This window comes from Streptomyces sp. enrichment culture (genome assembly GCF_964272895.1).
Classification (GTDB): Bacteria; Actinomycetota; Actinomycetes; order Streptomycetales; family Streptomycetaceae; genus Streptomyces.
In genome coordinates, this window is the sequence record NZ_OZ186832.1 from 5,679,408 (window position 1) to 5,702,735 (window position 23,328).

The 23,328-nt window shown below is 72.0% G+C and carries 26 protein-coding genes; 17 read left to right on the forward strand and 9 right to left on the reverse strand.

What is annotated here, in order from left to right; genetic code table 11:
* Positions 1–4: 4 nt before the first annotated feature.
* A complete protein-coding gene (locus tag ACSU6M_RS25625; protein ID WP_437072628.1) occupies positions 5–655 on the forward strand; it encodes a thymidine kinase in 651 nt (216 codons plus the stop codon).
* A gap of 7 nt (positions 656–662) precedes the next feature.
* Here the strand turns inward: ACSU6M_RS25625 and ACSU6M_RS25630 are convergent, their stop codons facing one another.
* Together ACSU6M_RS25630 and ACSU6M_RS25635 are read right to left on the reverse strand one after the other, a co-directional pair.
* Complete coding sequence (locus ACSU6M_RS25630) at positions 663–1,172, reverse strand: DUF4352 domain-containing protein (RefSeq protein ID WP_437072629.1); 510 nt, start codon at positions 1,170–1,172, stop codon at positions 663–665.
* A 74-nt stretch (positions 1,173–1,246) separates the two neighbouring features.
* Positions 1,247–2,053 (reverse strand): VOC family protein, encoded by an 807-nt coding sequence (locus ACSU6M_RS25635; protein WP_437072630.1) that lies wholly within the window; start codon positions 2,051–2,053, stop codon positions 1,247–1,249.
* Positions 2,054–2,360: 307 nt separating this feature from the next.
* On the opposite strand from ACSU6M_RS25635, the gene ACSU6M_RS25640 reads away from it, so the two are divergent.
* Entirely contained in the window at positions 2,361–3,212 is an 852-nt protein-coding gene (locus tag ACSU6M_RS25640) for a sulfurtransferase (RefSeq protein WP_437072631.1), read from the forward strand.
* A gap of 67 nt (positions 3,213–3,279) precedes the next feature.
* Here the strand turns inward: ACSU6M_RS25640 and sepH are convergent, their stop codons facing one another.
* Positions 3,280–4,305: a septation protein SepH gene (gene sepH, locus ACSU6M_RS25645; RefSeq protein WP_437072633.1), complete on the reverse strand. Its 1,026-nt coding sequence runs from the start codon at positions 4,303–4,305 to the stop codon at positions 3,280–3,282.
* A 469-nt stretch (positions 4,306–4,774) separates the two neighbouring features.
* On the opposite strand from sepH, the gene ACSU6M_RS25650 reads away from it, so the two are divergent.
* Positions 4,775–5,578 (forward strand): hypothetical protein, encoded by an 804-nt coding sequence (locus tag ACSU6M_RS25650; RefSeq protein WP_437072634.1) that lies wholly within the window; start codon positions 4,775–4,777, stop codon positions 5,576–5,578.
* Here the strand turns inward: ACSU6M_RS25650 and ACSU6M_RS25655 are convergent.
* Complete coding sequence (locus ACSU6M_RS25655) at positions 5,502–6,821, reverse strand: D-arabinono-1,4-lactone oxidase (protein ID WP_437072635.1); 1,320 nt, start codon at positions 6,819–6,821, stop codon at positions 5,502–5,504. The two genes, ACSU6M_RS25650 and ACSU6M_RS25655, sit on opposite strands and share 77 nt — an antisense overlap.
* Entirely contained in the window at positions 6,781–8,019 is a 1,239-nt protein-coding gene (locus ACSU6M_RS25660) for an MFS transporter (RefSeq protein WP_437072637.1), read from the reverse strand. The genes ACSU6M_RS25655 and ACSU6M_RS25660 overlap by 41 nt, the downstream gene beginning before the upstream one ends.
* Before the next feature lie 160 nt (positions 8,020–8,179).
* On the opposite strand from ACSU6M_RS25660, the gene ACSU6M_RS25665 reads away from it, so the two are divergent.
* Entirely contained in the window at positions 8,180–9,307 is a 1,128-nt protein-coding gene (locus ACSU6M_RS25665) for a ferrochelatase (RefSeq protein WP_437072639.1), read from the forward strand.
* 53 nt (positions 9,308–9,360) lie between these two features.
* Entirely contained in the window at positions 9,361–10,173 is an 813-nt protein-coding gene (locus ACSU6M_RS25670; protein WP_437075341.1) for an inositol monophosphatase family protein, read from the forward strand.
* Positions 10,174–10,788: 615 nt separating this feature from the next.
* Here the strand turns inward: ACSU6M_RS25670 and ACSU6M_RS25675 are convergent.
* Complete coding sequence (locus ACSU6M_RS25675) at positions 10,789–10,962, reverse strand: hypothetical protein (protein WP_437072641.1); 174 nt, start codon at positions 10,960–10,962, stop codon at positions 10,789–10,791.
* A 463-nt stretch (positions 10,963–11,425) separates the two neighbouring features.
* Here ACSU6M_RS25675 and ACSU6M_RS25680 point away from each other — a divergent pair, with 463 nt between their 5' ends.
* From ACSU6M_RS25680 to ACSU6M_RS25695, 4 genes are all read left to right on the forward strand, one after another.
* Positions 11,426–12,079: a response regulator transcription factor gene (locus ACSU6M_RS25680; RefSeq protein ID WP_003993508.1), complete on the forward strand. Its 654-nt coding sequence runs from the start codon at positions 11,426–11,428 to the stop codon at positions 12,077–12,079.
* Between the two features lie 6 nt (positions 12,080–12,085).
* Complete coding sequence (locus ACSU6M_RS25685) at positions 12,086–13,333, forward strand: sensor histidine kinase (protein WP_437072642.1); 1,248 nt, start codon at positions 12,086–12,088, stop codon at positions 13,331–13,333.
* A 405-nt stretch (positions 13,334–13,738) separates the two neighbouring features.
* A complete protein-coding gene (locus ACSU6M_RS25690; protein WP_043504706.1) occupies positions 13,739–14,035 on the forward strand; it encodes a DUF4193 domain-containing protein in 297 nt (98 codons plus the stop codon).
* A 13-nt stretch (positions 14,036–14,048) separates the two neighbouring features.
* A complete protein-coding gene (locus tag ACSU6M_RS25695; protein WP_437072644.1) occupies positions 14,049–15,092 on the forward strand; it encodes a hypothetical protein in 1,044 nt (347 codons plus the stop codon).
* 22 nt (positions 15,093–15,114) lie between these two features.
* On the opposite strand, the gene ACSU6M_RS25700 is transcribed toward ACSU6M_RS25695, so the two are convergent.
* Positions 15,115–15,573: a DUF3093 domain-containing protein gene (locus ACSU6M_RS25700; RefSeq protein WP_437072645.1), complete on the reverse strand. Its 459-nt coding sequence runs from the start codon at positions 15,571–15,573 to the stop codon at positions 15,115–15,117.
* 204 nt (positions 15,574–15,777) lie between these two features.
* Between ACSU6M_RS25700 and ACSU6M_RS25705 the strand changes: the two genes are divergently transcribed.
* From ACSU6M_RS25705 to ACSU6M_RS25740, 8 genes are all read left to right on the forward strand, one after another.
* Positions 15,778–16,362 carry a PaaI family thioesterase gene (locus ACSU6M_RS25705; protein ID WP_437072647.1) on the forward strand — a complete coding sequence of 195 codons (585 nt, stop codon included), beginning with the start codon at positions 15,778–15,780 and terminating at the stop codon, positions 16,360–16,362.
* Positions 16,359–16,928, forward strand: a complete 570-nt coding sequence (dut, locus tag ACSU6M_RS25710) for a dUTP diphosphatase (protein ID WP_437072648.1) — start codon at positions 16,359–16,361, stop codon at positions 16,926–16,928. The genes ACSU6M_RS25705 and dut overlap by 4 nt, the downstream gene beginning before the upstream one ends.
* Position 16,929: 1 nt before the next feature.
* Positions 16,930–17,700, forward strand: a complete 771-nt coding sequence (locus ACSU6M_RS25715; protein WP_437072650.1) for a DUF3710 domain-containing protein — start codon at positions 16,930–16,932, stop codon at positions 17,698–17,700.
* A gap of 185 nt (positions 17,701–17,885) precedes the next feature.
* On the forward strand, positions 17,886–19,058 hold the full coding sequence (locus ACSU6M_RS25720) for an alginate lyase family protein (RefSeq protein ID WP_437072652.1): 1,173 nt from the start codon (positions 17,886–17,888) through the stop codon (positions 19,056–19,058).
* 81 nt (positions 19,059–19,139) lie between these two features.
* Positions 19,140–19,832 (forward strand): ABC transporter ATP-binding protein, encoded by a 693-nt coding sequence (locus ACSU6M_RS25725; RefSeq protein ID WP_437072654.1) that lies wholly within the window; start codon positions 19,140–19,142, stop codon positions 19,830–19,832.
* 18 nt (positions 19,833–19,850) lie between these two features.
* The gene (locus tag ACSU6M_RS25730; RefSeq protein ID WP_437072655.1) at positions 19,851–20,531 is read left to right on the forward strand and encodes a response regulator; all 681 of its coding nucleotides are present in this window, start codon (positions 19,851–19,853) and stop codon (positions 20,529–20,531) included.
* A 62-nt stretch (positions 20,532–20,593) separates the two neighbouring features.
* Positions 20,594–20,992 (forward strand): OB-fold nucleic acid binding domain-containing protein, encoded by a 399-nt coding sequence (locus tag ACSU6M_RS25735; RefSeq protein WP_437072657.1) that lies wholly within the window; start codon positions 20,594–20,596, stop codon positions 20,990–20,992.
* Between the two features lie 3 nt (positions 20,993–20,995).
* Positions 20,996–21,733: a DUF3159 domain-containing protein gene (locus ACSU6M_RS25740; RefSeq protein WP_437072658.1), complete on the forward strand. Its 738-nt coding sequence runs from the start codon at positions 20,996–20,998 to the stop codon at positions 21,731–21,733.
* Positions 21,734–21,826: 93 nt separating this feature from the next.
* Here the strand turns inward: ACSU6M_RS25740 and ACSU6M_RS25745 are convergent, their stop codons facing one another.
* Both ACSU6M_RS25745 and ACSU6M_RS25750 read right to left on the reverse strand, forming a co-directional pair.
* Complete coding sequence (locus tag ACSU6M_RS25745) at positions 21,827–22,507, reverse strand: potassium channel family protein (protein ID WP_437072659.1); 681 nt, start codon at positions 22,505–22,507, stop codon at positions 21,827–21,829.
* Positions 22,507–23,175, reverse strand: a complete 669-nt coding sequence (locus ACSU6M_RS25750) for a potassium channel family protein (protein ID WP_437072660.1) — start codon at positions 23,173–23,175, stop codon at positions 22,507–22,509. The genes ACSU6M_RS25745 and ACSU6M_RS25750 overlap by 1 nt, the downstream gene beginning before the upstream one ends.
* Positions 23,176–23,328 lie beyond the last annotated feature (153 nt).

Sequence of the window (23,328 nt, forward strand, 5' to 3'; positions counted from 1 at the left end):
CGCCATGCCCGAGCTGGTGTTCTTCTCCGGAACGATGGACTGCGGGAAGTCGACGCTGGCTCTGCAGATCGAGCACAACCGCTCGGCCCGCGGACTCCAGGGCATGATCTTCACCCGTGACGACCGCGCGGGCGAGGGCAAACTCTCCTCGCGCCTCGGCCTCGTCACGGACGCCGTGGAGGTCGCCGACGGCATGGACCTGTACGCCTACCTCGTCGACCACCTCTCCCACGGCCGGCGCGCGGACTACGTCATCGCCGACGAGGCGCAGTTCCTGGCGGAGGAGCAGATCGACCAGCTCGCGCGCGTGGTCGACGACCTCGGCATGGACGTCTACGCCTTCGGCATCACCACCGACTTCCGCTCCAAGCTCTTCCCCGGCTCCAAGCGCCTCGTCGAACTCGCCGACCGCGTCGAGGTCCTCCAGGTCGAGGCCCTGTGCTGGTGCGGCGCCCGCGCCACCCACAACGCCCGTACCGTCGGCGGCCGGATGGTCGTCGAGGGCGCCCAGGTCGTCGTCGGCGACGTCACCCACTCCGCCGACGAGATCGGCTACGAGGTGCTGTGCCGACGCCACCATCGGCGCCGGATGACGGCCGCGTCGGCGCGGGCGGCGGCGTTGTCGCCGGATGTGCTGCCGGTGCCTCCGGCGTAGGACGCGGTCAGGACGTGGCGGGCTTCTTCTCGGGGACCTTCCATTCGCCTACGTCCTTGGCGAAACCGCTGTTCATGGCGAACTCCACGGCGACGATCCGGGAGCCGTCCGGCACCTCGAAGGTGAGGTAGCCGAGCGCCTTGCCGCCGGGCCGGACGGTGAGGCCGGTCGGCAGCTCCACGCCCGCCGTGGCGGGGACGTGGGACGCCTTGAAACGCTGGTCGTCCTGGTCGACGACCGAGGCACCGTTCTGCGGCGAGTCGCTGTACGTCTCGGATCCCGTGTTCTCCAGCCGGAACTGCACGGCCACCAGACGCTCGTCCGGATCGGGGGCCAGGAAGTCGTCCTCGGCGCGGGTCGGATCGACGATCTTCGTCACCGTCACGTCGAGTTCCTCGCCCCCCTGAAGCCCCTTGAGGCTCAATGTGTCCCCCACCTCCCCCTCGGCCCCCGGGGCCAGAGCCAGGGCGGGAACCGCCAGCAGACAGATCACCAGGGGTGCGGCACGGCGACGCATCGCTCCTCCTCATCCGCATCGGAGGGCTGATGACACCATCCTCCGCCCCCGCCGTGCCGTCGGCGAGCCGGCCGTCAGTGGGGATTCTGGATCAGGGCGAACCGGGCGCCCTCCGGATCCGTGACCGTGGCCACGCGGCCGTGGGGAGAGTCGTGCGGGGGAGCGAGGACATGGCCGCCGAGGTCGGCGACGCGGGCGACGGCGGCGTCGGTGTCGGCGACCTCGAAGTAGGTCAGCCAGTGCGGCCCGCGGTCCCGCGGCAGTGTGTTGCCGACGCCCTGGACGGCGGCGACGGGGCGGCTGTCGAGGAGGAGGGTGACGGTGTCCGGGTCGGTGGAGTCCACCGGTTCGCGCCGCTCGAAGCCGAAGACCGTCTCGTAGAACTTGACGACGGTCGCGGACTCGAAGGTCAGCAGCTCGTTCCAGGCGGGCGTGCCCGGCACGCCGGTGATCGCGGTGCCGAGGTGTGCGGCCGCCTGCCAGACGCCGAACACCGCGCCGCAGGGATCGGAGCCGATGGCGAGCCGGCCGGCCTCGGCCGCGTCCAGCGGGCCCACGCCGATCGTGCCGCCGCACAGCCGGACCGTCTCGGCGGTGACGTCCACGTCGTCCGAGGCGAAGTAGGGCGTCCAGGCGATCGGCAGATGGCGGTCCGGTGGGAGCTGTCCGATGCCGGCCACCTCCCGGCCGTCGAGCACGGCCCGCACATAGGGCCCGAGCTGCTGCGGTCCCGGCCTGAACTCCCAGCCGAACAGCTCCCCGTAGAACTCCTGCGTCGAGGTCAGCCCGTGCACCATCAGGCTCACCCAGCAGGGCGTGCCGGGCGCGTACCGGGCGGGTGCTGTGCTGTTCGGGTCGGCCGAATCCCGTGCCTCGGTCATCGTCACTCTCTCCTCGGCCCCTTCGCGGTGGCCGTGTCGCCTCGCTGCGGATTCCCGTGCCGATGCTCGCACCACCGTCGTGCGGCGCGCTGCGGGCGCGCCGCCGAGCTGCGGCCGGTGAGCCGCCTCACGCCGGAGATCATGTCCGGTGTGCGGTTTCTCCACCGTTTCCGCGCCTTTGCCGACGGGTGTCGATCGGCTGTACAACCTGTGCCCGATCACGTACGTCCGGTGACCGTACCTGTCCGGCCGAGCAGAGTAGCCGGACCTGAGCGCCGCGGCCACCCCGTGCGCAAGGATGGTGGCCATGAACGCCATCATCTCCGCAACCGAACTCGCCGGTGAACTGGCGGGCGAGAACCCGCCGGTCCTGCTGGACGTCCGCTGGCAGCTCAGCCTCGCCAAGGCCGCCGGTGAGCCCGCCTTCGACGGCCGTGCCGCCTACGGGTCCGGGCACATTCCCGGTGCCGTATTCGTCGATCTGGACCGGGAGTTGGCCTCCGAGCCGGGCAAGAACGGACGGCATCCGCTGCCGGACGTGGAGGAGTTCGGGGCGGCGATGCGACGGGCGGGTGTGTCGTCCGCGCGCCCGGTGGTCGTGTACGACGGCGGACAGGGGTGGGCGGCCGCGCGGGCCTGGTGGCTGCTGCGGTGGACGGGTCACCCGTACGTGCGGGTCCTCGACGGCGGGTTGCCGGCCTGGGAGGGGCCGCTGACCACCGACGTACCGACGCCCGCCGAGGGGGACTTCGAGCCGGCGCCGGGGGCGGTGGGGCTGCTCGACGCCGACGCGGCCGCGGCACTGGCCCGCTCCGGTGTGCTGTTCGACGCGCGCGCGGGGGAGCGCTACCGCGGTGAGGTGGAGCCCATCGATCCCGTCGGCGGTCACATCCCCGGCGCAGTGTCCGCGCCGACCGGCGACAACGTGGGCCCGGACGGCCGCTTCCTGCCCCCGCGGGACCTGCGCCGGCGCTTCGAGTCGCTGGGCGCCGCGCCCGGCACCGACGTCGGTGTCTACTGCGGCTCCGGCGTCTCCGGCGCCCATGAGGTGCTGGCCCTGGCCGTGGCGGGCATCCCCGCGGCGCTCTACGTCGGTTCCTGGTCCGAGTGGTCTGCCGACCCGTCCCGTCCGGTCGCGGTGGGGCCGGACCCGCAGTGACCTGAGCGGGGCGACGGCGAGCGGCCCGCGTCGGTGAACACGCGGGCCCTGTCGCTCGTACGAGTGACTACTCCTGCTTCTTGCGGCGCGTACCGAAGACGATCTCGTCCCAGCTGGGGACCGCCGCGCGGCGGCCGGGGCGGACTCCGTCGGCCTCGGCCTGGCGGTCGGTGGCGCCGACGAGGCGGTCGCGGTGGCTGCCGACGGAGCGCGGCATGAGGACGTCCGCGTAGGCGGAACCGGCCGAGGCCGCGGGGGCCGGCGGTTCCTCCGCCGCGGGCTCGTCGGAGGGCTCCTCCGTGGGCTCGGCGGGGCGCTCCGGGACGACGAGGTCGCCGCGGAAGCTCGGTACGGCCTCCAACAGGCTGGTCAGCGAGTCCCGTTCGCTCGGGGTCTCCTCGTCCGGCTCCGGCGCGGGCAGGCTGGGCCGCTCGCGGTCGGCGGTGCGGTCCAGCGGGCGGTCGCGCGGCAGCCGGGCGATGCGCGGCACGAACGGGAAGCTGGGCTCCGGCGCACCGAGGTCCTCGGACTCGCCGATCAGCGAGCGCGCCTCGGAGTCGACGGCCTGCACGAGCCGCCGCGGCGGGTCGTAGGTCCAGCTCGCCGAGTGGGGCTCACCGGCGACGCGGTAGACCAGCAGCACTTCCCAGGTGCCGTCGTCGCGGCGCCAGGAGTCCCATTGGACGGTGTCCTTCTCGGCGCCGCGCAGCAGCAGCCGCTCCTGCACGGCCTCGCCGAGCAGCGGGCCGGAGTTCTCGCCGGGGCGGCGGACGGGTGTCTTGCGGGCGCGCTCGGCCATGAAGGCGCGCTCGGCCAGCACGGGCCCCTCGAAACGCCGTACGCGGTCGACGGGGATACCGGCCATCTGGGCGACCTCTTCCGCGGTCGCGCCCGCGCGTATCCGCGCCTGGATGTCACGGGGGCGGAGATGGCTCTCCACCTCGATCTCGATCTGGCCGAGGCGGGGACGGTCGCCGCGCACGGCGGCGCGGAGCCGTTCGTCGATCGGAAGCGTGTACTCCGTGCTGTCCGCAGCCTTCAGCACCAGCCGTGTGCCGTCATTGGAGACGGCCACGACACGCAGTTCGGGCATGGGGACCTCCCGGGTGGTGCCTGCCGACGTCACGTGCGTCGCTGCTTCCGCTAGTCGAGTGTGGCCTGCCCGGGTGCAGCCTGCCACAACCTTGCCGAGTTGCCCGGCGTGTCGGGCACGGGCCCTGGACCGCCGTTATGGCACGGTTACCTATTCGCAACGCTAAGTGACCAACTCCGTCACCCTGTGCAACAAGCCCCCTCCCGGCGGTCCTTGAGGATCCGGACACCCTGGAGGGACGCCGGACCCAGGGCTCGCAACAGTACTCCATTCGGGCCATGTGCGTGGATGGACCACGCCGCTCAACTTCCCCCGGAGCGCGGGAGTCGGGCGCCTTGGGGGGATTTCTCGATCTTGAGCGTGGCGTACTTCACGTAATCGCCAGAAACGGAACTAACCGTTTCGTCCGTACGTCCCCCTCTCGTGCAGTCCGTCGATCAAGTACGGGAAAGGCAGGCAGGATCCCGGAATGCGTGAAAGGCCCGATACCAAGCGGATCGACCTGAGCGTGCCCCAGGTGGCGGGCAGTGCGCTGGCCGCGGTGCTGGCCGCCAAACTCGCCTCCTCCTTCGGGGTGTACGGCACCATCCTGGGCGCCGGGGTCGTCAGTGTCGTGGCCACCTGCGGCGGCAGTGTCCTCCAGCACTTCTTCAAGCGCACGGGGGAGCAGATCCGTGGCACCACCGCGGGCGCGCGCCCGTCCGAGCCCCAAACGCCGCGAGAGCCGGGCGAGTTCGGCCCGCCCACCGTGCACCGCGCGCGGGCGCGCTCGTGGCGGCGACCGGTGATCGCCGCGGCCCTGGTCTTCGGCGTCACCATGGCCGGGATCACGGCGTACGAGCTGGCGTCCGGCAGCAGCTTCAGCGGTGACTCCCGTACGACCGTGGGGGACGCCCTCACCGGGCACGGGAAGCGTCCCGCCGACTCCCCGCGGACCGGGGCCACTTCGGACGGTCCTGACGCCCAGGACGCCCCGACCGCTCCCGACGCCCCGACCGCTCCCGACGCCCAGGACGCTCCCGACGCCCAGGAGACGGACGGCTCCGGCGAGCAGCCCGCCCCCTCCGCCTCGGGCACGCAGGACAGCGCCGCCACGCCGGGCGAGGAGCCCGGCGGCTCCGAGGAGCCGACGCCCGCGGCGAGTTCCGGCCCGAGCGCCGGTCCCGGTGAGGAGTCCGGCGCGCCCGACGCGTCGGCTACGGCCCCAGGACCCGGCGCAAGTAGTCGTTCTGGAACAGCCGCTGGGGATCCAGCCGGTCCCGAAGCGCCGTGAACTCCCCGAAACGCGGGTAGACCCCGGCGAAGTACTCGGCGTCCCGCGTGTGCACCTTGCCCCAGTGCGGGCGCCCCTCGTGGGCGGTGAAGATGCGCTCGGCGGCGGTGAAGTACGCCTGGTAGGGCGTGCCGCGGAACATGTGCACGGCGATGTAGGCGCTGTCCCGGCCCGAGGCGGTGGACAGCGCGATGTCGTCGGCCGGGGCCGTGCGCACCTCCACGGGGAAGCTGACGCGCAGCCGGGAGCGGTCCACCAGGGCCTTCAGCTCCCGCAGCGTCTCCACCAGGGCCTCGCGCGGAACGGCGTACTCCATCTCCACGAACCGCACCCGGCGCGGGGATGTGAAGACCTTGTAGGGGATGTCCGTGTAGGTGCGCGCGGACAGCGCGGTGCTGGAGATCCGGGCGATCGCCGGGACCGTGCCGGGCGCCGCGCGGCCGACCCACTGGGCCGCCTGGAAGACGCCGTTGGACAGGAACTCGTCCTCGAACCAGCCCGCGAGCCGTCCGACCGGCCGCGCGGGGCCGGCGCTGCGGTTGTTGCGCTTGGTGTTGGTGTTGCCGGTGTGCGGGAACCAGTAGAACTCGAAGTGCTCGTTCTCCGCCCACAGTTCGTCGAACTCGGCGAGGACCCGCTGCAGCGGCATCGGCTCCTCGCGCGCGGTGAGCAGGAAGACCGGCTCCACCGCGAAGGTGATCGCGGTGACGATGCCGAGGGCGCCCAGGCCGATCCGGGCGGCCGCGAAGACCTCGGGGTTCTCCTTCTCGGAGCAGGTGAGCACCGAGCCGTCGGCGAGGACCAGTTCGAGTCCCTTGATCTGGGCGGCGATGGACGCCGACTCCCGGCCCGTACCGTGGGTGCCGGTGCTGGTGGCGCCGGAGACCGTCTGCTCCATGATGTCGCCCATGTTGGTGAGCGACAGGCCCTCGCGCGCGAGAGCCAGGTTGAGCCTCTTGAGCGGGGTGCCCGCCTCGACCGTGACGGTCATGTTGTCCCGGTCGATGGTGCGTATACCGGTCAACAGTTGAGGACGTATCAATACTCCGTCGGTCGCCGCTATGGACGTGAAGGAGTGCCCCGAGCCCACGGGCTTGACCCTGAGGCCGTCCTCGGCGGCCGCGCGCACCACCGCGGCCAGCTCCTCCACGGAGGCAGGCGTGGCCTCCCGCGCGGGGCGCGCGCTCACATTGCCGCCCCAGTTACGCCACGTGCCGCTCTTCCCGTTCGCTGTGCTGCTCAACGGTGCCTCCCCGACCCGGAGCCGGCCTGCCGAGCCGGCGGTAGCCAAGGAAACCCACCGCGACCGCGACGGCACCGGCGACCGCCGGAACCCCGTACCCGGCACGCGCGCCCGAGGCGTCGATCACCCAGCCGGCGGCCGAGGAGCCGAGGGCCACCCCCACCGCGAGCCCGGTGCTCACCCAGGTCATGCCCTCGGTCAGCTGCGCGCGTGGTACGTGCTGCTCGATGAGGGACATGGTGGTGATCATCGTGGGAGCGATGGCCAGACCCGCAACGAACAGCGCCACGGCCAGAAACGGCAAGTTTCCGACCAGTAGGAGGGGGATCATACTCACGGCCATCGCACAGACACCCAGCAGCCAACGGCGTTCCGGCGCCCCCTTGAAGCGCAGCAGTCCGAACACGGCGCCGGCGGTACAGGAACCCGCCGCGTACAGCGCGAGCACCAGGCTGGCGGCGCCCTTGTGGCCGCGCTCGTCGGCGAAGGCCACGGTGACCACGTCCACCGCGCCGAAGATCGTGCCGGTCGCCGCGAACGTGCCCACCAGCACCTGGAGGCCGGGGGAGCGCAGGGCCGTGCCGCCGCCGTGCTGCTCACGCGGGTGCGGGGCCGGCTCGGTGGCGCGCTGCGCGGTCAGCCAGAAGACGCCCACCGCCAGGAAGCACGCGGCGAGCAGCGGACCGGCCTCCGGGAACCAGGCGGTCGACAGACCGATGGAGAAGATCGGCCCGAAGATGAAGCAGATCTCGTCCACCACGGACTCGAAGGAATACGCGGTGTGCAGCTGGTCGGTGCCCCGGTACAACGCCGCCCAGCGGGCCCGGATCATCGCCCCGACGCTCGGCACGCATCCGATGCCCGCGCAGGCCGCGAACAGCACCCAGTCCGGCCACCCGTAGTGCGCCGCCACCAGCAGCACGGCGGCCGCGGTCAGCGACAGCAGGGTCACCGGCCGCAGCACCCGGCGCTGCCCGTACTGGTCGACCAGCCGCGAGACCTGCGGTCCCGCCAGCGCAGCGGCCAGCGCGATGGTCGCCGACAGGGCTCCGGCCAGGCCGTATCGCCCGGTGAGCTGCGAGACCATCGTGACCACGCCGATGCCCATCATCGACAGCGGCATGCGGCCGAGGAACCCCGCGGCGGAGAAGCCCTTGGTGCCGGGTGCGGCGAACAGGGCGCGGTAGGGGCTGGGCACAGGGGCACTCCGGGGGTCCGGTAAGGCGTGAAGATGGTGTGTACAGCTTACGAGTTAGGCAACCCTAACGCACCCGCCCGGCCCCTGTTCGACGGATCGGACAACTTGGCGGCCGGTGGCCGTTTCCCGGCTGTCAGTGGCGGGTGGCAGGATCGGTGCCATGCCAGACGCGCTCGATGCCAGCCCCTACGACGCCCTGCTCCTGCTCTCCTTCGGCGGCCCCGAGGGCCCCGACGACGTGGTCCCGTTCCTGGAGAACGTGACGCGCGGGCGGGGCATCCCCACCGAACGCCTCAAGGAAGTCGGGCAGCACTACTTCCTGTTCGGCGGGGTCAGCCCCATCAACGACCAGAACCGGGCCCTGCTGGACGCCCTGCGCAAGGACTTCGCGGAGCACGGCCTCGAACTGCCCGTCTACTGGGGCAACCGCAACTGGGCGCCGTACCTCACCGACACCCTGCGCGAGATGGTCGCCGACGGCCGCCGCCGCATCCTCGTCCTGGCCACCAGCGCGTACGCCTCGTACTCCGGCTGCCGCCAGTACCGCGAGAACCTCGCCGACGCGCTGGCCGCCCTGGAGGCGGAGGGCCTGGAGCTGCCGAGGATCGACAAGCTGCGGCACTACTTCAACCACCCCGGCTTCGTCGAGCCGATGATCGAAGGCGTCCTGGCCTCCCTCGCCGACCTCCCCGAGGACGTCCGCGACGGCGCGCACATCGCCTTCACCACCCACTCCATCCCGAACTCCGCGGCGGACACCTCCGGCCCCGTCGAGGACCACGGCGACGGCGGCGCGTACGTCGCCCAGCACCTGGACGTGGCCCGCCTCGTCGCCGACGCCGTCCGCGAGCGCACCGGCGTCGACCACCCCTGGCAGCTCGTCTACCAGTCCCGCTCCGGCGCCCCGCACATTCCCTGGCTGGAGCCCGACATCTGCGACCACCTGGAGGAGCGGCACGCCGCCGGGGTGCCGGCCGTCGTGATGGCCCCCATCGGCTTCGTCTCCGACCACATGGAGGTCCTCTACGACCTCGACACCGAGGCCACCGCCAAGGCCGCGGAACTGGACCTGCCGGTGCGCCGCTCGGCCACCGTCGGCGCCGACCCGCGCTTCGCCGCGGCGGTCCGCGAGCTGATCCTGGAGCGCGCGGCGGTCGAGCGCGGCCAGGACGTCACCCCGTGCGCCCTGGGCGCGCTGGGCCCGAGCCACCACCTCTGCCCCGTCGGCTGCTGCCCGGCCCGCGCCCCCCGCCCGGCCGCCGCGGGCGCCGACAGCCCCTACGCCTGAGGACCGACGTGACCGACGCCCCGCGCCCCGACGCCCGCCCCGGCGGCCCCGACATCGACCCGCTGCACTCCGAACTGCTCCGCCTCGCCCAGGAGGCCGCCCACCGTGCCGGCGCCCTCCTGCGCGACGGCCGCCCCGCCGACCTCGGCGTGGCCGCCACCAAGTCCAGCCCCATCGACGTCGTCACCGAGATGGACATCGCGGCCGAGAAGCTGATCACCGGCTTCCTCTCCGACCACCGCCCCGAGGACGGCTTCCTCGGCGAGGAGGGCGCCTCCAGCGAGGGCAGCTCGGGCGTGCGCTGGGTGATCGACCCGCTCGACGGCACGGTGAACTACCTCTACGGCCTGCCCACCTGGGCCGTCTCCATCGCCGCCGAACAGGGCGGCGAGACCGTCGTCGGGGTCGTCGCGATCCCGATGCGCGGTGAGACCCACAGCGCGGTCCGCGGCCACGGCGCGTGGGCCACCGGTCCGTGGGAGGGCGAGCGGCCCCTCACCTGCCGTCCGGCCCCGCCGCTGGACCAGGCCCTGGTCTCCACCGGCTTCAACTACGTGGCCGAGGTCCGCGCCCACCAGGCCGAGGTGGCCCACCGGCTGATCCCCCTCGTCCGCGACATCCGCCGCGGCGGCTCGGCCGCGGTCGACCTGTGCGACGTGGCCTGCGGCCGGCTGGACGGCTACTACGAGCGGGGCCTCAACGCCTGGGACTACGCCGCCGGTGACCTCATCGCCCGGGAAGCGGGTGCTCTGACCGGTGGACGGCCCGGAGAGCGCCCCGGACGCGGTCTGACGGTCGCCGCCACACCGGGCGTCTTCGAGCCCCTCCAGCGCCTTCTGGAGGACTTCGGCGCCTGGCACGACTGACGCGGCTCGGCGGCCCGGACGCCCGCGGGGCACCGAGGCCGCCAGACCCGTCGTACGCGGCGACCACCGGCAAGGCCGAGTCCCCCGGCAGGCAGGCTCCGGCAGGGAGGGACCCTGGCGGGATCGGCAGGCAGGACTCGGGCAAGGACGGACCCTCGGAGGACCGGCAGCCAGGACTCAGGCGGGGGACGGACCCTGGCGATACAGGCAGGCAGGCCCCCGGCAGGGACGGGCCCTGGGAGACCGGCAGCCAGGACTCAGGCGGGGACGGGCCCAGGTGAGACCGGCAGGCAGACCCGGCGGCAGCGGCGGGCCCCGGCGAGACCGGCAATCAGGCCCGCCGGGACGGAGCCCCGCGAGGTCGGCAAGTAGGCCCCCGGCCAGGGCGGCAGGCAGACCCCCCGCGAGCTCGGCAGGCAGGCCCCGGCAAGGACGGAGCCCCGCGAGGCCGGCAAGCAAGCCCCCCCCCCGCGAGGTCGGCAGGCAGGTTCCCCGCGAGGCCGGCAATCAGCCCCCCCCGCAAGGCCGGCAAGCAGGCCCCCGGCAAGGACGGACCCGGCAAGAAAAGACCCCCGGCGCTGGATTCGCCGGGGGCTTCGTACCGCTGCGAGCTCGTCAGACGCCGTACGCGCCGACCTCCACACCGTGCTCGGCGGCGAGGCGGCGCAGGTCGTCGAGCTCCCCCTGCTCCACCTCGACGAGGAAGTCGTCGCCCTCGTCCCGCGCCCGCGACAGGTCGGACTCGGTCGCCTTTATGCGCTGCAGAAGTCCTGCGGTGAATGCGTCCATGCTGCGCCCCCTCGTCCTGGGTCGTGGGTCTGCTTGGCACGGGGTGTGCCGTTGGGAAGGGGCGATCACGGCTCCCATGGATGCCCGGCGTCCCGTGCCGGGCGGCTACGGTGCCGGACACCCACGCCCACTCTGCGGCAAGCGGATCGGCGTACCGCTGGTGCTGCGGTACATGCAGAGCGTGATCGCGGGTGTAAACCGTCCTCCCCGCGCTCCCTTCCGCGGAAACCTCAACCGCCCGAGAAAATCTGGCATTCCCGCCCCGGCCGACCCCCGTCCCCATGCCGGTCACCCGCCGCTCACCCGGACACCTCCGTCCCTGCCGGCACCCCCTCGTCCCGGCCCTCACCTCGCCTTACCGCCGACTTACGGCCGAAAAGTGCAGGATGGACGTCAACACACCCACGAACCCCCTGCCCGCGCGCGCTCCGCCACGCCGGGTGGACACAGGAAGGACAGCGACGTGCGCGTACTCGTCGTCGAGGACGAGCAACTGCTCGCCGATGCGGTGGCCACCGGACTGCGCCGGGAGGCCATGGCCGTCGACGTCGTGTACGACGGTGCGGCCGCCCTGGAGCGCATCGGCGTCAACGACTACGACGTGGTCGTCCTGGACCGCGACCTGCCCCTGGTGCACGGCGACGACGTCTGCCGGAAGATCGTCGAGCTGGGCATGCCCACCCGCGTGCTGATGCTGACCGCCTCCGGTGACGTCAGCGACCGCGTCGAGGGCCTCGAGATCGGCGCCGACGACTACCTGCCCAAGCCCTTCGCCTTCAGCGAGCTGATCGCCCGCGTCCGGGCCCTGGGCCGGCGCACCAGCGTGCCGCTGCCGCCCGTCCTGGAGCGGGCCGGCATCAAGCTCGACCCCAACCGCCGCGAGGTCTTCCGCGACGGCAAGGAGGTGCAGCTGGCGCCGAAGGAGTTCGCCGTGCTGGAGGTGCTGATGCGCTCCGAGGGCGCGGTCGTCTCCGCCGAGCAGCTGCTGGAGAAGGCCTGGGACGAGAACACCGACCCGTTCACCAACGTCGTCCGGGTCACCGTCATGACCCTGCGCCGCAAGCTGGGCGAACCGCCGGTCATCGTCACCGTCCCCGGCTCCGGCTACCGGATCTGATCCCCGGTGGCCGCGACCCCGGCGCCGCCCCAGGCGCCCCCGAAACCCACTTGGGACCCCCGACGGCCGGAACCGCCGTTCCCCTGGCTGCGCCCCACCATCCGCATACGGCTCACGCTGCTGTACGGCGGCATGTTCCTGATCGCGGGCATCCTGCTGCTGTCGATCATCTACCTGCTCGCCGCGCAGGCGCTGAACTCCGGCAACGAACCCCTGTTCAAGATCGTCGGCGGCCGGTCGATCGAGGTCACCAGCGACAGCTGCCCGGCCATCGCCACGGACAACCTCCCGCTGAACGCCTTCAACGAGGCGATCAGCGAGTGCATCGACCACCAGCGCCGCGTCGCCCTGGACAACCTCCTCAGCCGCTCCCTGCTGGCCCTGCTCGGCCTCGCCGTGATCGCCTTCGCGTTCGGCTACGCGATGGCCGGCCGCGTCCTGTCCCCGCTGGGCCGGATCACCCGTACCGCCCGTGCGGTGGCCGGATCCGATCTGTCCCGGCGGATCGAGCTGGACGGCCCGGACGACGAGCTGAAGGAGCTGGCGGACACCTTCGACGACATGCTGGAGCGCCTCCAGCGCGCGTTCACCGCCCAGCAGCGCTTCGTCGGCAACGCCTCGCACGAGCTGCGCACCCCGCTGGCGATCAACCGCACGCTGCTGGAGGTGCATCTGTCGGACCCGAACGCCCCGGTGGAGCTCCAGCAGCTGGGCAAGACGCTGCTGGCCACCAACGAGCGCAGCGAGCAGCTGGTGGAGGGTCTGCTGCTGCTCGCCCGCAGCGACAACCAGATCGTGGAGCGGGGCCCGGTCGACCTGGCCGAGGTCGCCTCGCAGGCCGTCGACCAGGTGCACGCCGAGGCGGAGGCCAAGGGCGTGGAGATCCGCGGCAAGCGGGAGCCCGCGGTCGTGCAGGGCAACGGCGTGCTGCTGGAGCGGATCGCCCTGAACCTGGTCCAGAACGCGGTCCGGTACAACATCCCCGAGGGCGGCTGGGTCGAGGTGACCACCGAGACGCAGCACGGTCAGGCGCTGCTGGTGGTGTCCAACACCGGGCCGGTCGTCCCGGCGTACGAGATCGACAACCTCTTCGAGCCGTTCCGGAGGCTGCGCACCGAGCGCACCGGCAGCGACAAGGGGGTGGGGCTCGGGCTGTCCATCGCGCGGTCCGTGGCGCGGGCGCACGGCGGCCACATCATGGCTCAGCCGCGGGAAGGCGGTGGCCTCACGATGCGGGTCACTCTGCCCGTCTGAGATCATGACGCGGTCGACACGCGATACACACGGCGTTGTTCGCTTTGCGCGGAATTTTTCGGCGGCCGAGTGGGCTAACGACTGTGTGATCGATCACAAAGGCGAATTTCCAGCCATCTACTCTCCGTGATCATGCAGGCTGTCGGAAAGTCGGGAAAATCCGTGTTTTCCGGGGTCTTGATCACGGGAAGTACACGGGGAGGCGCCTTTGAAGTGCAGTGATAGGGCCGTGTACGGTCCCGATCGCCACCTAAACCGATCACTCGTGAGGAGTCCGGTTGGGTGTCGATTGAGTAACAGACCTTGATGTGAGGCAAAATCTCCGCCTCAGGTCGGGCACAAGTCCGGCCTCTCACGCGTTACGTGCGCTGGAGACACCGCAGACACCCGGAGGGGGAGAGCGACATGGCAACCGATTACGACACCCCACGCAAGACCGACGACGACGTCGACTCGGACAGCCTTGAAGAGCTGAAGGCGCGGCGGAACGACAAGTCCGCGTCGTCCGTGGACGTCGATGAGTTCGAGGCCGCCGAGGGCCTGGAACTGCCCGGAGCGGACCTCTCCAATGAGGAGCTGGCCGTCCGGGTGCTGCCCAAGCAGCAGGACGAGTTCACCTGTATGAGCTGCTTCCTGGTGCACCACCGCAGCCAGCTGGCCCGCGAGAAGAACGGCCAGCCGATCTGCCGCGACTGCGACTGAGGACGGGTCGGCCGTGACTGGCTCGACCCCACCTCGGAAGCGCCGCTTCTCCTTCGGGAAGGCGGACCAAGGGCCGTCCGACGGCCCGTACGGCGCGCGTGACGACGAGCGGGGCTCATCCATGGCGGGACCGGTTCCGGCGGAACCGCATCCCACGGCTGCTCCGGAACCGACCCCCAGGGGAACGGTTCTTCCGGGGCAGGCACTCCCTGGATCGGCCTCGCTCGAACCGGCCGGCGAGCACACCGGGCTGCCGGCCTCCGGCCTTCCGGCACCCGCGGAGAGTCCCGCACCCGTCGCCCGCCGACGGGGCGCGGTCATGCGCGAGCGGGCCAGGGAACTGGCCAGGGAAGGGGCCCGCAAGGGCGGTGACCGGGCCAGGGCGGGCCTGGCGTACATCGCCGACCGGATCATCGACAGCGCGCCCAGGATCCCCGTACGCGACCTCGCCACCCTGCGCCGGCAGTTCCCGGGGCTCGGCCCCGAGCAGCTCGCCGACAAGCTGGTGACGGGCGCGGCGAACGCGTCCGCGACGGTCGGCGCGGGCGTCGGCGCGGCGGCCATGCTGCCGGTGCCGCCCGCGATGCCGGCCGAGCTGGCCGCGGAGGTCACCGGCGTGGCGGCGATCGAGCTCAAGCTGATCGCCGAGCTCCACGAGGTGTACGGCGTACGGCCGCCCGGCACCCTCATGGAGCGCAGCACCGCCTACCTGCGCTCGTGGTCGGGCGAACGCGGCATCGACGTGATGAAGCCGATGTCGGTCAACGCCGCCCTCGGCGGCCAGATGAAGCGCGAGCTGCGTCAGCAGATCATGAAGCGCATGGTGCGCAACATGCCCAACCTGATGCCGTTCATGGTCGGCGCCGCCGTCGGAGCGGTCATGAACCGCCGCGACACCAAGAAGGTCGCCGCCCGCATCCGCGCGGACCTGCGCAAGATCCAGGTGCCCTGGGACGCCCTCCCCGAACTGCCGCCGCTGGAGCAGCCCGAGAAGCCGATCGAGATCGGGGACGTCTCCGGCGAGCCCGGCGACCGCAGACGGCCGGGCGGCCACTGACGGGCCGCCCCGTCGCCCGGCGCTAGGCGGCGCGGGCCGTGCGGATCGCCTCCGCCAGCCGCTCCGGGTCCCGCGAGGACAGATACAGATACGGCGTCGGGTCGGCCGGGTCGGTGACCTCGACCTTCAGGGCCCGGGGGATGTAGGCGCGCAGCAGCAGGAACGCGCGGGTGTCGGCCTTGTAGGTGCGCCAGGCGCGGGCCTCCTCGGGATCGAGGACCTCCGCCTCGCCGAGCGCCGTGACCGGGATCTTCGCGTCGCCCGCGATCAGCGAGCCGTTCACCACGCGGATGCGCACCGAGCCGTAGGAGCTGGCCACGACCGCCGCCGCGGCGGTGCCGCCGGCCAGGCCGCCCAGCATCGGCAGCGTGCCGAAGGGCAGCAGGATCAGACCCAGCGAGACACCGACCAGAAAGCTGACCAGCCACCACGAGCGGGGCACGGTGAGGCGTTCTTCGTACGGGGTGGTGGAGAGCTGCATGGAGCCAAGCTTGGCACGGTCTCCCGATACGGCCCGGCCAGGGGGTGCCGGTACGGCCCGGCCCGGACGGGGCGGGGCGGCCCCGGCCAGCGGGCGCCGCGGCCGGGTTCGGACGGCGGTACGGCCCTGGCCAGGGAGTGGCGGCGGGTAGCGCCGTCGAGCACGGCGAGGGGGGAGCCGGGCGGGCGGGTAAGGTCTGCGCCTGTGAGTGGTACTTCCGCAAGCCTTCAGCCGCCCGCCGACGCGGCGAAACCGGTACGGCATCCCGATGCCCCCGCGCCCGGGGAACTGCTCGGCGCCCACTACGGCCAGTGCTTCGGCTGCGGCGGCGAGCAGCCGCACGGTCTGCACCTGGCCGCGCGGGCCGGTGAGGGCGTCAGCATCACGGCCGAGTTCACCGTGCAGCCCGCCCACCAGAGCGCTCCGGGACTCGCGCACGGCGGCGTCCTGGCGACGGCCCTGGACGAGACGCTGGGCTCGCTGAACTGGCTGCTGCGCACGATCGCGGTGACCGGACGCCTGGAGACGGACTTCCGGCTCCCGGTGCCCGTGGGCACCACGCTGTATCTGGAGGCCGAGGTCACCGCCGTCGCCGGCCGGAAGATCTACTCCACCGCCACCGGGCGGATCGGCGGCCCCGAGGGGCCCGTCGCGGTACGCGCCGACGCCCTCTTCGTCGAGGTGAAGGTCGACCACTTCATCGACAACGGCCGCCCGGAGGAGATCCGGGCCGCGATGAGCGACCCGGACCAGATCCGCCGGGCCCGCGCCTTCGAGGTGAACCCGTGAGCCGTGACGCCCTGCCGGTGCTGATCCGGCGCGTCGACCCCGACGTACCGCTTCCGGCGTACGAGCACCCCGGTGACGCGGGGGCCGATCTGCGGACCACCCGGGCGTGCGAACTGGGGCCGGGGGAGCGGGCGGTGCTGCCCACCGGGGTGTCCATCGCGCTGCCGGAGGGGTACGCGGCCTTCGTGCACCCGCGCTCCGGGCTCGCCGCCCGGTGCGGTGTCGCCCTCGTGAATGCCCCGGGGACGGTTGATGCCGGGTACCGTGGGGAGATCAAGGTGATCGTGGTGAATCTCGACCCGCGCGAGTCCGTGCGGTTCGAGCGCTTCGACCGGATTGCCCAACTGGTCGTCCAGCAGGTCGAGAAGGTCCGCTTCCAGGAGGTGGCGGAGCTTCCCGGCTCGGCGCGGGCCGAGGGGGGCTTCGGGTCCACCGGCGGCCATGCCGCCGTGGGCGGTGCAAGCGGCGAAACCGGGGGAACCGGCAAGAGCGGTCAGGCCGCCGAGGGCGGCACGACGGGTGGGAATCGATACGCTTCGGTCGTATCCGACCGGGAAGGACAGTGACGTGTTCGGACGTCGCAAGAAGAGGGATGCCGCCGAGGGCGCGGCCGGCGAGGCCGAGCAGGTCGTCGACAGCGTCGACAGTGAGGCGTACGGCGAGGCCGGTGACGCCGGTCGCGAGCGCGTGCGACTTGAGCCCGAGCCCCGTCCCGACGGGCCGTGGGACAGCAGCGAGGTCCGCGATCCCGGTGAGGGCCGGGTGGACCTGGGCGGGCTCTTCGTACCGGGCGTCGACGGCATGGAGCTGCGGGTCGAGGTCGCGGGCGACGCGATCGTCGCGGCCACCGTCGTGCTGCGCGACAGCGCCATCCAGCTGCAGGCATTCGCCGCGCCCAAGCGCGAGGGCATCTGGGCCGAGGTCCGCGAGGAGATCGGCGCCGGGATCACCCAGCAGGGCGGCATCATCGACGAGGTCGAGGGCCCCCTGGGCTGGGAGCTGCGCGCCCAGGTGCCGGTGCAGCTGCCCGACGGCACGGGCGGCTTCCAGGTCGTGCGGTTCGTCGGTGTGGACGGGCCCCGCTGGTTCCTGCGCGGTGTGATCTCCGGTCAGGGCGCGGTGCAGCCGCAGGCCGCCGGGCTCCTGGAGCAGATCTTCCGCGACACGGTCGTGGTCCGCGGCGACGGCCCGATGGCGCCCCGCGACCCGATCGTCCTGAAGCTGCCGAACGACGCGCAGATGGTGCCGGAAGGCGTCCAGCAGGAGGAGGCCGGTTCGCGGTTCTCCGGCGGCATGGGCCAGCTGCAGCGCGGACCGGAGATCACCGAGGTCCGCTGACAGCCCGGGCAGGACAAGGGCCGTACCCCGTGAGGGTGCGGCCCTTTCTCGTGCGCCCACGCTTGACGCCCTCTCGTGCGTGTCCCCGTGCGCCCACCCTTGACGTGCGATTGGTCTGGACCTACGTTCTCCGGCACCCGCATTCAAAAGGGTGCCCTGCGTTCACGTATGAGAACGGAGCTGTCGTGCGACGAACCCCCCTCCTCGCGGCCGTCACCGCCCTCCTGCTCGGCGGCCTCCTCGCCCAGCCGGCCGCCGAGGCCGCCCCCACCACCTTCACCCACCCCGGTGTCACCGTCTCCCGGAGCCAGCTCGACTTCGCCCGCACCCAGGTCCTCGCCGGCGCCCAGCCCTGGAAGGGCGCCTTCGACCAGATGATGGCGAGCCGGTACGCCGACCAGAACCGCGTGCCCAGGCCGCGCGCGATCGTGGAGTGCGGCTCCTACTCCAACCCCAACAACGGCTGCACCGACGAGCGCGAGGACGCCATGGCCGCGTACACCAACGCCCTCGCCTGGTACATCACCCGCGACAGCCGCTACGCCCAGAAGGCGATCCAGCTGATGGACGCCTGGTCCGCCGTCATCCAGGACCACACCAACAGCAACGCGCCCCTGCAGACCGGCTGGGCGGGCTCGTCGTGGCCCAGGGCCGCCGAGATCATCAAGCACACCTACCCCGGCGGCTGGCCCAACGCCGGCCGCTTCGCGACCATGCTGCGCGACGTCTACCTCCCGGAGATCATCAACGGCTCGAACTCCAACGGGAACTGGGAGCTGTCGATGATGGAGGCCGCCATCGGCATCTCCGTCCACCTGGAGGACAAGGCGTCCTACGACAAGGCGATGGCGAAGTTCCGCACCCGCACCGCCGCCTATGTCTACCTCGCCTCCGACGGCGAACTGCCGAAGACCGTCCCCAGCCAGAACCTCGACACCCGCGACAAGATCGTCCGCTACTGGCAGGGCCAGTCCACCTTCGTCACCGGCCTCACCCAGGAGACCTGCCGCGACTTCACCCACACCGGATACGGCATCTCCGCCCTCTCCCACGTCGCGGAGACCAGCCGCATCCAGGGCCAGGACCTGTACGGCACCGACGTCGGCGAGCGGCTGCGGCACGCGCTCGGCTTCCACGCGAAGTACGAACTCGGCGCCACCGTCCCCGGCTGGCTGTGCGGCGGATCGGTCAGGCGCGGCCTCGGACCGGTCACCGAGGTCGGCTACAACGCCCTGCACCACCGCCTCGGCCACCCCATGACCAACACCGAGGCCCTGACCCGGCAGCAGCGCCCCGCCGGCAGCAACAACCTCTTCGTCGCCTGGGAGACCCTCACCCACGGCGACAACCCGAACTGACCGGCGACGACCCCGGCCGAACCGTTGATCGACCGGGCGCCGCCCGCGATACTGGCGCCCGGCCCACGGGGGAGGCACAGCATGAGCCAGGTGGTCACCGAGACCATGGTGCGCGTGGAGGACGTCCACAAGACGTACGGATCCGGCGCCGCCGCCGTCCACGCCCTGCGCGGCGTCTCCCTGACCCTGCGCCCGGGCGAGCTGGTCGCCCTCAAGGGCCGCTCCGGGTCCGGCAAGACCACGCTGCTGAACATCGTCGGCGGACTCGACGCGCCCGACCGGGGCAGCATCGTCGTCGACGGGCGTGAGCTGTCCGGGCTCGGCGAGCAGGGGCTGCTGGAACTGCGCCGGGACCGTATCGGATTCGTCTTCCAGTCCTTCGGGCTGATCCCGATCCTCACCGCCGCCGAGAACGTCGGCGTACCGCTCCGGCTGCGCCGCGCCGAGGTGCGCGAGCGCGAGGAACGCGTGGAGCTGCTGCTCGCCCTGGTCGGCCTCGCCGACCACGCCGCCCAGCGGCCCGGCGAGCTCTCCGGCGGCCAGCAGCAGCGGGTGGCCATCGCCCGCGCCCTCGCCAACAGCCCCGCCCTGCTGATCGCCGACGAGCCGACCGCCCAGCTGGACGCCGAGACCGGGCACGCCGTGATGGAGCTGCTGCGAGCCGTCGTCCGCAGCGAGCGCGTCACCGCCCTCGTCGCCACCCACGACAGCACGCTGCTCGACCTGGCCGACCGGGTCCTGGAGCTGCGCGACGGCCAGATCAGCGAGAGCTGAGACCGGAGAGGCGCCACCATGACCAGGGTGCTCATGATCGACGACGAGCCGCGGATCGTGCGCGGCCTCGTGGTGCATCTCGACGCCCGCGGATACGAGGTCGACCTGGCCCACGACGCGGCCGAGGGCCTGCGCCTGGCCGCCGAGCGCCGGCCCGACGTCGTCGTCCTCGACCTCGACATGTCCGGCACCGACCGCGGGCGGATGCTGCGCGCGCTGCGCGAACGGGCCGGCGGGGCGCAGATCCTCGGGGTGTCCGCGCGGCGCGGCCACGAGGACAAGACCGAGGCCCTGGCCGCCGGCGCGGACGACTACGTCACCAAGCCGTTCGGGCCGGACGCGCTGCTCGCGCGGCTGCGCGCCGCCGTCCGCCGCGCCGAGCCCGGTGAGACGGGCGGGGTGCTCGTGGAGACGCCCGCCTTCACGCTCGACCTGGGCACGCGCAGGGCGGTCCGCGAGGGCCGGGAGATACGGCTCACCCCCACCGAGTGGCGGCTGGTGGAGGTGCTGGTCCGCAACACCGGCCGACTGGTCGGCCAGAAGGAGCTGCTGCAGGAGGTGTGGGGCCCGTCCTACGGCACGGAGACCAACTACCTGCGCGTCTACCTGGCCCAGCTGCGCCGGAAGCTGGAGGCGGACCCGTCCCGTCCGCGGCACTTCCGCACCGAGCCCGGCGCGGGATACCGGTTCGAGAAGTGAGCGATCTCCCAGCGCGAGCCGGGGGGTTCTGAGGTGTCGGTGGCCCCCGGTACCCTTCAGACATGAGTGCTGTTCCTCGACCCGACAAGCCGGTGGGCCGGTTCCGGCGCATGCTCGACCGGCTCTCCTCGTCGCAGGAGGACCTGGAGTCCGAGGAGCTGCGAGAGGACGCCGAGACCACCGGCTGCACCCGCATCTGCGACTGTCACGACCGCGAGGTCGTCACCGTTACTGGTACCTTGCGCACGGTCACCCTGCGTCCGCGCGCGGGCGTGCCCGCCCTGGAGGCCGAGCTGTTCGACGGCTCCGCCGCCCTGGACGTGGTGTGGCTGGGCCGGCGCTCCATCGTCGGGATAGAACCGGGACGCAGAATGATCGCGTCCGGCCGGATCTCGATGAGCCGGGGCCGCCGGGTGCTGTTCAACCCGAAGTACGAACTGAGACCCCTCGGACGGGAGTAGCCGGTGACGTCGCTCGACAAGCCGACCCAGGACGCCCAGCAGGATGACCGGGATTCGAGGGCGGTGACGGAGGCCGCGCTCTTCGAGGCATTCGGCGGCGTGCGCGGCATGGTCGAGACGGTGGTCCCGGGCCTGCTCTTCGTCACGATCTACACGATCAACAAGGACCTGCACCTGTCCGCGATCGCCGCGCTCGCGGTGTCGCTGCTGCTCGTCGTCGTCCGCCTGGCGATGCGGGACACCGTCAAGCACGCCTTCAGCGGCGTCTTCGGCGTCGCCTTCGGTGTCGTCTTCGCGATGATGACCGGCAACGCCAAGGACTTCTACCTGCCCGGCATGCTCTACACCCTGGGCCTGGCGCTGGCGTACATCATCACCACCCTGTGCGGGGTGCCGCTGCTCGGTCTGATCCTCGGCCCGGTCTTCAAGGAGAACCTCTCCTGGCGCACCCGCAACCCCGGCCGCAAGAGGGCCTACGCCAAGGCCAGCTACGCCTGGGGCCTGATCCTGCTGGCCAAGTGCGCGATCCTCTTCCCGCTGTACTGGTGGGCCGACACCACCCAGCTCGGCTGGGTCCTGGTCGCCCTGAAGATCCCGCCCTTCCTGCTCGCCGTCTGGCTGACCTGGATCTTCCTGGCGAAGGCACCGGCGCCGATCGACGTGTTCGCGGAGATGGAGGCCGCCGAGCAGGCGGAGAAGGCCGAGGAGGAGCGCAGGGCCGCGGCCCGGTCCGCCGAGTAGCCGTCCCACGCCGACGCCGCTCGACGGCTGCCTCTACGACGAGAAGGGCGCCCCTGGTCGCAGGGGCGCCCTTCTCGTCGTATCCCCGAGGGGTCAGTCGCCTGCGGTGTCGTCGCGCCGCACCGACAGCAGATCCTCCAGCTGCTCCTCGCGGGCCTGCGCGGCCACGAACAGCAGCTCGTCGCCGGCCTCCAGGGAGTCGTCCTTGGACGGGGTCAGCACACGGGTGCCGCGGATGATGGTGACCAGCGAGGTGTCCTGCGGCCACTCCACGTCGCCGACCTGGGTGCCCGCCAGCGCCGACTCCTCGGGCAGGGTCAGCTCGACCAGGTTGGCGTCGCCGTGGCTGAAGCGCAGCAGCCGGACCAGGTCGCCGACGCTCACCGCCTCCTCCACCAGGGCCGACATCAGACGCGGGGTGGAGACGGCGACGTCCACGCCCCAGGACTCGTTGAACAGCCACTCGTTCTTGGGGTTGTTCACCCGGGCGACGACGCGCGGCACGCCGTACTCCGTCTTCGCGAGCAGCGAGACGACCAGGTTGACCTTGTCGTCGCCGGTCGCGGCGATCACGACGTTGCAGCGCTGGAGCGCGGCCTCGTCCAGGGAGGTGATCTCGCAGGCGTCGGCCAGCAGCCACTCGGCCTGCGGGACGCGCTCGACCGAGATGGCGGTGGGCGCCTTGTCGATCAGCAGCACCTCGTGGCCGTTCTCCAGCAGCTCACCGGCGATGGACCGGCCGACCGCGCCGGCCCCGGCAATGGCGACCCTCATCAGTGACCGCCCTCCTTCGGGCCCTCGGCGAACGCCGCCTCGACCTTCTCGACCTCGTCGCTGCGCATCATCACGTGCACGAGGTCGCCCTCCTGCAGCACGGTCTGCGAGGTGGGCAGCATCGCCTCGCCGAGACGGGTCAGGAACGCCACACGGACGCCCGTCTCCTCCTGGAGCTTGCTGATCTTGTGGCCGACCCAGGCGGACGACGCGTGCACCTCGGCGAGCTGGACGCCGCCGGTGGCGTCCCGCCACAGCGCCTCCGAGCCGGAGGGCAGCAGCCGGCGCAGCATCTGGTCCGCGGTCCAGCGGACGGTGGCTACGGTCGGGATGCCCAGGCGCTGGTAGACCTCGGCGCGGCGGGGGTCGTAGATCCGGGCCGCGACGTTCTCGATGCCGAACATCTCGCGGGCCACCCGGGCGGCGATGATGTTGGAGTTGTCGCCGCTGGAGACCGCGGCGAAGGCCCCGGCCTCCTCGATGCCGGCCTCGCGCAGGGTGTCCTGGTCGAAGCCGACGCCGGTGACCCGGCGGCCACCGAAGGAGGAGCCGAGGCGACGGAAGGCGGTGGGGTCCTGGTCGATCACCGCGACCGTGTGCCCCTGTTCCTCCAGGGTCTGGGCGAGTGCGGAACCCACTCTGCCGCAGCCCATGATGACGATGTGCACGACCGTCCTTCCGGTGTCACGAGTTGTTGACTTTGAGCTGAATCAAGGTCCTTGACCTGAACAGGGTCTCAGACCGCCGACCAAGCTACACATGCACGGTCGGGGGACGGCACCCCCGTGCGCCCCCTGGACGTTCTCGTGCACCGACTGCCC